Below are 582 nucleotides of genomic sequence, written 5' to 3'. Positions count from 1 at the left end.
GCGCAGGACGCCATCGCCCGCGACCCCAGGCGCTTCCGCGTGCTGGTCGCAGGCGGGCGCGGGATGGGTGGGGTCTATGGGCTTTGGCAGCGGCTGCGCCATTCGCCGGACCACGATCCGCGGGCGCGGCAACCCTGATGGACTATGCCCACTTCGCCCTGGCGCTCGCACTTCTGCCGACCATCTTCGGACTGATCAACCTGATCCGGTCGCCAGCCGCGCACGGCACCCCGAGACCCGGCACGCGCGTCTCCATCCTCATCCCCGCGCGCAACGAGGCGGACAACATCGGCGCCTGTGTCGAAGCCGCGCTGGCCTCGATCGGCTGCGCGATCGAGGTGATCGTGATGGACGACGGCAGCACCGACGCCACCGCCGCCATCGTCACGGGATACCCCGGCGCCAGGCTGCTGCGGGCGCCGCCCCTGCCACCGGGCTGGACCGGCAAGGTCCATGCCTGCGCCCGTCTCGCCGAGGCCGCCACCGGCACGCACCTCCTCTTCCTCGATGCCGATGTCTGCCTCGCACCGCACGCAGCCGCCGCCATGGCCGCGCGCGGGACGCCGATGGTCAGCGGCGTCC

At 72.7% G+C, this 582-nt stretch carries 1 protein-coding gene; it reads left to right on the top strand.

Annotated elements, in window-relative coordinates; genetic code table 11:
• Nucleotides 1–137: 137 nt before the first annotated feature.
• On the top strand, nt 138–582 hold a 445-nt coding region (locus AC1DWF_RS36860), incomplete at its 3' end, for a glycosyltransferase family 2 protein (protein ID WP_476843376.1).

This window comes from Aminobacter sp. P4_D5 (assembly GCF_056401815.1).
This window is presented reverse-complemented; position numbering and strand designations above follow the sequence as displayed.